Origin of the sequence: Rhodococcus sp. EPR-147 (assembly GCF_001647185.1) — a bacterium.
Taxonomy (GTDB): Bacteria; Actinomycetota; Actinomycetes; order Mycobacteriales; family Mycobacteriaceae; genus Rhodococcoides.
On the sequence record NZ_LVCU01000239.1, the window covers coordinates 1 to 7760 of the forward strand.

The 7760-nt window shown below is 64.2% G+C and carries 8 protein-coding genes; 4 read left to right on the forward strand and 4 right to left on the reverse strand.

The genetic code is table 11. The features are described 5' to 3' along the window. Positions 1 to 447: hypothetical protein (locus tag A2J02_RS11605; RefSeq protein WP_068050259.1), on the reverse strand; the 447-nt coding region annotated here is incomplete at its 3' end. A 106-nt stretch (positions 448 to 553) separates the two neighbouring features. On the opposite strand from A2J02_RS11605, the gene A2J02_RS11610 reads away from it, so the two are divergent. Genes A2J02_RS11610 through A2J02_RS11620 form a run of 3 tightly spaced genes read left to right on the forward strand, consistent with a single transcriptional unit; the run spans position 554 to position 2522 of the window. After that, positions 554 to 916, forward strand: a complete 363-nt coding sequence (locus A2J02_RS11610; protein WP_068050248.1) for a GntR family transcriptional regulator — start codon at positions 554 to 556, stop codon at positions 914 to 916. Further along, on the forward strand, positions 913 to 1830 hold the full coding sequence (locus tag A2J02_RS11615; protein WP_068050250.1) for an ABC transporter ATP-binding protein: 918 nt from the start codon (positions 913 to 915) through the stop codon (positions 1828 to 1830). The genes A2J02_RS11610 and A2J02_RS11615 overlap by 4 nt, the downstream gene beginning before the upstream one ends. Further along, a complete protein-coding gene (locus tag A2J02_RS11620) occupies positions 1827 to 2522 on the forward strand; it encodes an ABC transporter permease (protein WP_068050252.1) in 696 nt (231 codons plus the stop codon). The genes A2J02_RS11615 and A2J02_RS11620 overlap by 4 nt, the downstream gene beginning before the upstream one ends. Here the strand turns inward: A2J02_RS11620 and A2J02_RS11625 are convergent. Continuing rightward, entirely contained in the window at positions 2506 to 4041 is a 1536-nt protein-coding gene (locus A2J02_RS11625) for a cobyric acid synthase (RefSeq protein WP_068050253.1), read from the reverse strand. The genes A2J02_RS11620 and A2J02_RS11625 overlap by 17 nt on opposite strands. Before the next feature lie 34 nt (positions 4042 to 4075). Beyond that, positions 4076 to 4951 carry a type I methionyl aminopeptidase gene (gene map / locus A2J02_RS11630; protein WP_068050255.1) on the reverse strand — a complete coding sequence of 292 codons (876 nt, stop codon included), beginning with the start codon at positions 4949 to 4951 and terminating at the stop codon, positions 4076 to 4078. Between the two features lie 139 nt (positions 4952 to 5090). Between map and A2J02_RS11635 the strand changes: the two genes are divergently transcribed. Next, complete coding sequence (locus A2J02_RS11635) at positions 5091 to 5963, forward strand: helix-turn-helix transcriptional regulator (protein ID WP_231911441.1); 873 nt, start codon at positions 5091 to 5093, stop codon at positions 5961 to 5963. Between the two features lie 36 nt (positions 5964 to 5999). On the opposite strand, the gene A2J02_RS11640 is transcribed toward A2J02_RS11635, so the two are convergent. Further along, a partial coding sequence (locus tag A2J02_RS11640; protein ID WP_068050257.1) for a penicillin-binding transpeptidase domain-containing protein occupies positions 6000 to 7760 on the reverse strand: 1761 nt, incomplete at its 5' end.

Consider the following 7760-nt stretch of genomic DNA (forward strand, 5'->3'; position numbering starts at 1 on the left):
CGCGTCGGCGGATGCGCGGCCCAACGAGGACCCGACGACCAATGTCGTCGGCAGCTCGACCGGGGGGCAATCCGCGCCGCGTACGGTTCCCTGCTCGTCCGCGATCGCGGGGTGGCACCGGTTCACCGCGATCAGACTTGCGAAGCGTCCGAAGGTCTTGGCGGCCAACGTCCATGCCGTTTCCGCACCCGCTCCGCTGCCGACGAGGTGCACCCACGACAGCTTCAGCTCGTCGAGAACCGTCAGGATTGCCTCGTCGCTGATGCCGTCGATGCTCTCCAGCGCAACAGTTTTCAGATCCGAATTGTGCAACCGTTCACTGACGGCGTCGTAGACATCCACCGGATCGCCTGCATCGGGAAGCAAGAGAACGGCGTGCCTGCTGTCCGGGCCTGCGACTCGCACCGAACATTGCCCACCCGCAGCACTCACATGCGTGAACTCCATGGGGACGACGGTACTGCCTCTTGCGCCGACCACGCGTCGGTTCTATGGTTAGTTATATGAGTAATGAACCACTGAGGCAAGCAACCTCGACGCACCGGCGGCGGTTCTGATGGACGAGGGCAGGCCTATCTTCCTGCAGATTGCCGAGATGATCGAGAACTCGATCATCGACGGCTCCCTGGCAGAGGAAGAGCAGGTCCCCTCGACCAACGAACTGGCCGCATTCCATCGAATCAACCCGGCCACCGCAGGAAAGGGACTCGCCAAGCTCGTCGCCGACGGTGTCGTCTACAAGAAACGAGGTATCGGAATGTTCGTGACCACAGGCGCTCGGGCCGCTCTTCGATTCCGTCGCCGAGACCTCTTCGCTCGCCAGTACATCGATCCGCTCGTCACCGAGGCTCGCAAGCTCGGCATGACCGTCGACGAACTCAAGACCATGCTCGACAACTGGGAGGCAGCACGATGAGCGTCCACACCCTCGACTCGTTCGACGAACCCAGCAGCATCGTTGCGTCGGCCACGCACCTGACCAAGAATTTCGGCTCGTTCACCGCGGTCGACGATGTGAGTTTCGAGATCGAACGCAACAAGATCTACGGCTTCCTCGGCCGCAACGGCGCGGGTAAGACCACCGTCATGCAGATGATGACGGCTCAAATGCGCCAGAGCGCCGGGGACATCTCGGTGTTCGGACAACGTCCGTGGGAAAACCCTCACGCGCTCGGTCACGTGTGCTTCGTCAAGGAAAGCCAGAAGTATCCCGACGATCTCAAGGTCAAGCACGCCGTCTCGCACGCGTCACATGTCCTACCACACTGGGACGGCGACTTCGCCGCCGAGTTGCTGCGCGACTTCGACCTGCCCCTCGGCCGCAAGATCAAGAAGCTCTCGCGAGGAATGACGTCGGCTCTCGGAATCGTCATCGGACTCGCGTCGCGTGCACCACTGACCTTTTTCGACGAGCCCTACTTGGGACTGGACGCGGTCTCGCGACACCTGTTCTACGACAGATTGCTGGCCGACTACGCCGAGCACCCCAGGACCGTGGTTCTGTCCACTCACCTCATCGATGAGGTCAGCGATCTCATCGAACACGTGATCCTCATCGACAAGGGCAGGATCGTGCTCGACGACGAGTCGGATACCCTGCGCGAGAGCGCGTTCGAGATCACCGGTCCTGCGCCGGCTGTCGACGCGTTCGCCGCTGCTCACCGGACCCTGCACCGCTCCGCTCTTGGACCGAGCGTACGAACGACGATCGACGCCCGACTGACTGCTCAGCAGAGATCCGACGGCCGAGCCGCAGGGCTCACCATCGAAGCTGTTCCACTGCAGCAGTTGATCATCGAACGCACCACCGCCGAGGAGGCGTTGTCATGAAACGGATACTGAACGTAGCTCGCATCCACAACACTTCGTGGGCAACGACATTCGTGTGGCCGATGGCGGTTCTCGCGATTGCCTTCGTGATCACCTTCGGCATATTTCTGGTCATCCCGACCACAGACTCCGAATACAACTTCACCGGTAGCGTCTTCTCGATCTATGGATTCGCCATGGCGTTCTACATCACCGCGATCACTCAGTGCTTTCCCTATGCCCTGGGTCTGAGCATCACTCGCCGCGAATTCCTCACCGCCACAGCGTTGGTAGGTGTATGCCAGTCGATTGCATTCGGCACGATCATCTACGTGCTGTCCTTGATCGAAGCAGCCACGGATGGATTCGGCCTGAAACTGCGAATGTTCGGCATCGCTCGGTACGCGACAGACAATCCGTTGGTGCAGTGGGCCGCACTCGTTACCGTCATGCTGCTCCTCGGCGGCTTCGGTGCATTCATCGGCGTCGTGGATCGACGGTTCCGCACCAACGGATTGTTCACCCTCGGACTCGCAGCGCTCGTAGTCTTCGGCGGCGGATCTGTACTCGTGACCTGGCAGAACTGGTGGCCCAACGTCGGCGATTTCTTCACCGACACACCGCGAATTCTGCTACTGGTCGTCATTCCGTTGACCATCACGGCGATACTGTCTGCGGCCAGCTGGTTCGGTCTGCTCAAAGCAACTGCGTGACAATGGTGTCGAGGCCCGGATCGACGCCGTGCTCGATGAGGTCGAGTACGGCGTCGACGTCGAGGTTGTCTTCCACCAGATCGGCCAACAGATCCAACTGCTGCTCCCGCAGTGCCGCGACCGACGTGTCGGGTGCCACCTCGAATCCCGTACGACCCGACTTCTCTGCCACCCAGGTGAGCAGGGAACGACGGAAATCGTCGGACTCGAGCAATCCGTGCCAGTGGGTACCCAGAACGCTGCCGCGTAGGCTGCCTTCGGCGATACCCGACGCGGTGGTCGACAAGGCGTCGTCGCCGTTTCGCGCGACCCTGCCGTGGTGAATCTCGTAGCCCGACACGGGATTCGGGCCGAACTGTATCGACTGCCCCGCCACCTGCGCGAGTACCTTGTCGGCTGCGAACTCGATGTCGAGATCGAGCAGACCGAGACCCCGGACTGCCCCCGCTCCGGATTCGACGGTGTCGTCGATCGTTCGGCCCAACATCTGATAGCCACCGCAGATCCCCAGAACCGGAAGGCCCGCAGCCCCGCGTGCCGCGATCGCATCGGCAAGACCGGTGCGCCGCAACCACTCCAGGTCCGACACGGTGGACTTGCTGCCCGGAACGACCACCAGATCCACATCCTCGAGCCGGGACGGCTCGGTGACCCAGTGGACCGACACCCCGGGCTCGCAGGCCAACGCCTCGACATCGGTGGTGTTGGAGATTCTCGGCAAACGCACCGCAGCGACGCGCAACCACTGCGAGCCGTGCGGTGCACGCGGCCGCCCCACCGGAGCATCGGGAACGGTTCCGAGTGAATCCTCGGCATCCATCCACAATCCGTCCGCGAAGGGAACGACACCGTACGTCGGACGTCCCGTCAACGCGCGTAACTGATCGAGACCGGGTGCCAGCAGAGCAGGATCACCGCGGAACTTGTTGATCACGAACCCGGCGACGAGCGCCTGATCCCCCGGAGACAGCACCGCAACGGTGCCGAACAGATGAGCCAGCACTCCCCCTCGATCGATATCCCCCACCACGATCACCGGAAGAGACGCCGCCGTCGCCAACCCCATGTTGGCCAGGTCCGTGGCGCGCAGATTGATCTCGGCGGGCGAGCCCGCCCCCTCGCAGATCACCACATCGAATTCCTCGCGCAGAGAGGATAATTCGTCTGCCACCACAGCGCGCAACGACTGCCGATGCTCGATGTAGTTGCTCGCACTCACCTGCGCAACGGCCCGCCCGCGCACCACCAGCTGCGAGGTCCGGTCACTCCCCGGTTTCAGCAACACCGGATTGAAGCGGACACTCGGCTCGAGACCGCAGGCCGACGCCTGCATCGCCTGCGCTCGACCGATCTCACCGCCATCGAGCGTGACCACCGAATTGTTGGACATGTTCTGCGCCTTGAACGGAGCAACCCGCACGCCCCGTCTCGCCAACATCCGACACAGCCCGGCAACCAACACACTCTTGCCTGCGTCGGATGTCGTCCCCGCAACCAGCAGAGCGCCTTTCGGATTCACGGCATCGTATTTCTATTCACTCCGCAGGCTCCGCTCACGGGAGGGTCAGAATCTCGCTGCCCGTCTCGGTGACCACGAGGGTGTGCTCGAACTGCGCGGTCCACTTCTTGTCGTGCGTGACCACCGTCCAGCCGTCGTCCCACATCTCGGCGTTGATCGTGCCCAGGTTGATCATCGGTTCGATCGTGAACGTCATACCCGGCTCGATGACGGTGTCCACCGACGGCTGGTCGTAATGCAGAACGACGAGACCGTTGTGGAAGGTGGTACCGATGCCGTGGCCGGTGAAGTCCTCCACCACGCCGTAGCCGAACCGGTGCGCGTACGACTCGATGACGCGGCCGATCACGTTGAGCGCGCGCCCCGGCTTGACCGCCTTGATGGCACGCATGGTGGCCTCGTGCGTACGTTCGACCAGCAGGCGCGCTTCCTCGGAGACGTTGCCGGCCAGGAAGGTCGCGTTGGTGTCGCCGTGGACGCCGTCGATGTACGCGGTGACGTCGATGTTGACGATGTCACCGTCCTCGATCACGGTGGAATCCGGGATGCCGTGGCAGATGACCTCGTTCAGGGACGTGCAGCAGGACTTCGGGAACCCTCGGTAGCCCAACGTGGACGGGTACGCACCGTGATCGATCATGTACTCGTGGGCGATCCGGTCCAGCTCGTCGGTGGTGATTCCCGGTGCTACCGCCCGGCCCGCTTCCTGTAGTGCCCTGGCCGCGATCTTCGACGCCACTCGCATCTTCTCGATGACCTCGGGGGTCTGGACCCAGGGCTCACTGCCTTCGGCCACGGTCGACTTCCAGGCGTATTCGGGGCGCTCGATGGACTTGGGCACCGCGAGGACGGGCGATACGACGCCTGGTACGAGTGGCTGACGGGGCTTGCTCTCGGCGGTCACAGACATGGCGTCCAGAGTAGTCGGCTCGTATGCGGCCCCGAACCGCAGCGCAGTGGCCCGTGCCAGTCGAAACAGCGCTTGCCGTTGTGGATATGATCTGGATCACGTTCGTCGCTCGTGCATCCGACACGGGAAAGGAATCTCCGTGGTCCATTCGAATCTGTTGCGACCCCGTGACGGCGATGCCCTGCGCGCCGAACTGCGCCAGGTGGCAGCGGCGTCCGACGTGCCCGTCGTGTTCGGCGGCGAGGTCTCCTCGGAGACCCTGTACCTGAGTGAATTCCACGGAACCAGAACCCGAGGCCTGGACGGACTCGCCATCCCACCCAGATCCGGCCTCGGCGGGCGAGTCATGGAACAGCGCAGGCCCGCGGCCGTGAGCGATTACGGCGCGTCGATGTCGATCACCCATCACTTCGACCGACCGGTACTCGGCGAGGGCCTCAAATCGATACTGGCGGTGCCGGTGGTCGTTGCCGGTGTGGCGCGAATAGTGATGTACGCGGCCCTACGCGAACGCGGACCCCTCGGAGACCGCGTCGGCGACATCATGACGACCGCCGCCAGGCGTCTCGGCCAGGAGATCTCCGTGCGTGACGAGGTCGACCGCCGGATCCGTCTGCTGGCAACCACCCGCTCGATGCTGGACTCGGATGTCTCCCGCACGGCCGAACTGCGCAGCGTCCACGAGGAACTGTCCGATCTCGCCCGATCTGTCGGTGACGTGGCGATCCGGCGCAGACTCGACGCGGTCGCAGCCCGCCTGGCCGCCTCATTCGGCCAGGAGATGCCCCACGACCCACGGACCCAGGACGGGTCGCAGTCGCTGACACCACGAGAGATCGACGTGATCTCACAGGTTGCCCTGGGCTGCACCAACATCGAGGTCGCCGCGCGTTTGTCGATCGGTGCCGAGACCGTCAAGTCGTACCTGCGCAGCGTGATGCGCAAAACCGAATCGCACACTCGATACGAAGCCGTGGTGGCCTGCCGTCGACTCGGTGTGCTGCCCTCCTGAACCGGGCACACCGCCGAGCGGTCAGTACCCGAGCGGTCAGTACCCGGGGGGCAGTTGCTCGAACATCTCTCGGGTCACCGCGACCGCATTGTCCGAGCTGCCGCCCCGCACCACGAGGGTGGCTAAGGCGATGTCTCCGCGGTAGCCGACGAACCACGAGTGCGAGCCGCCGTCGACCTCTGCTTCGCCTGTCTTGCCGTACACCTCGCCCTGGTCTGCGATGCGCTCGGCCGTACCGCTGGTGACCACCGAACGCATCATCCCGCGCAGCCCGTCGACCATCGCAGGCTCGATTTGCGGATGCTCTCCCGTGATGACGGTGTCGCGTCCGACCAGGAGGTTCGGCACCGGCGTCGAGCCATGGGCCACCGTCGCGGCGGCCAGGGCCATACCGAACGTCGACACGACCACTCGGCCCTGACCGAATCCGTCCTCGGTGCGCTGGACGAGCTCCTCGGCCGGGGGCACCGAACCGGAATCGGTAGGCAGCCCGACGACGTCGTAGTCCGGCCCGACGCCGAACTGAGATGCCGCCACGGTCAATGCATCCGGTGCCATCTCGCTGGCCAGCTTGGCGAACGAGGTGTTGCACGAGCGGGTGAACGCAGTACTCATCGTCACGTCACCCAATGCGAACTCGTTGTAGTTGGGCACACTGCGCTCACCGATCACGATCCGACCAGGACACGGGACGGTGCTGCCCGGAGACGCGAGTCCGCTCGAGATGGCGGCACCGGCGGTGATGATCTTGAAGGTCGATCCGGGTGGGTAGAGGCCGGCCGACGCGACCGGTCCGTCCCGATCGGCAGCCGGGTTCTGTGCCACCGCCAGAATCGCCCCGGTGGACGGCTGGATGACCACCGTCATCGCCTGCTCGGTGCGTGCGTTCACCGCACGCTGCGCCGCGACCTGAATGTTGCGATCGAGACTGATGGAGAACGACGGAGAGGGCTCCGGAGGAGTGTCGGTGAGGACATCGATGTCGACGCCGTTGCGATTCGTGGTGACCACACTCCACCCCGCCTTGCCGTCGACCTCGTCGATGACGGCCTTCTTGACCTGGCCGACCAGGTCCGGCGCGAACGTGGGGTCGGTGGACACCAGATCCGATTCGTCCGATGCGGTCACTCCCGGGATCTCGGTCAGCGCGGCCGAGATCGGCTGGTAGTCACTGTCTCGAAGCAACGCCACCGGATAGTCGCCGTCGACAGAGGTGGCGGATTCGACGATGGACTGCGCGGTGATGGACGCATCGAACGGTGTCAGCAATGTCGACAGCGCCGTCGCCGAGGCAACCACATTGTTCGCATCGGCCGCGTCGAATTCGATTCGGTGCACCACCCCGGGCACCAACACGTCGGTCCCGGAGCGCTCGTTGACTCGTGCGCGCGGAGCCGCCGTGGATCTCAAGGACATCGTTTGGGTGTCACCGAGCTTGGGATGGATGTCCGACGCCGTCCAGCGCACCACCCACTCGCCCTCGCTGCGACCCATGTTCAGCTGACCGTCGTACGTCCACACCCGATCCTTCGGCAGCTGCCACGTGTAGGTGTAGCCGACTGTGGCGGTGTCACCGTCGACCTGCACCGACGTCGTCTCCGCTTTTAGAGCCTCGGCCTGAAGATTGGTCCACGCCTCGGTCAGTGCCGTGGCCGCCGCGTCGGGCTTGTCGGTGTCCGCGGCCGCGGCGGCGATGTCGTTGGACTCGAACGCGGCGAGAAATGCCTGGGCAGCCGGCTCCGGGCCGTCGGGCTTGGGGGTACATCCGGCGAGGGCGGCAGCAACGACGGCTGCGAC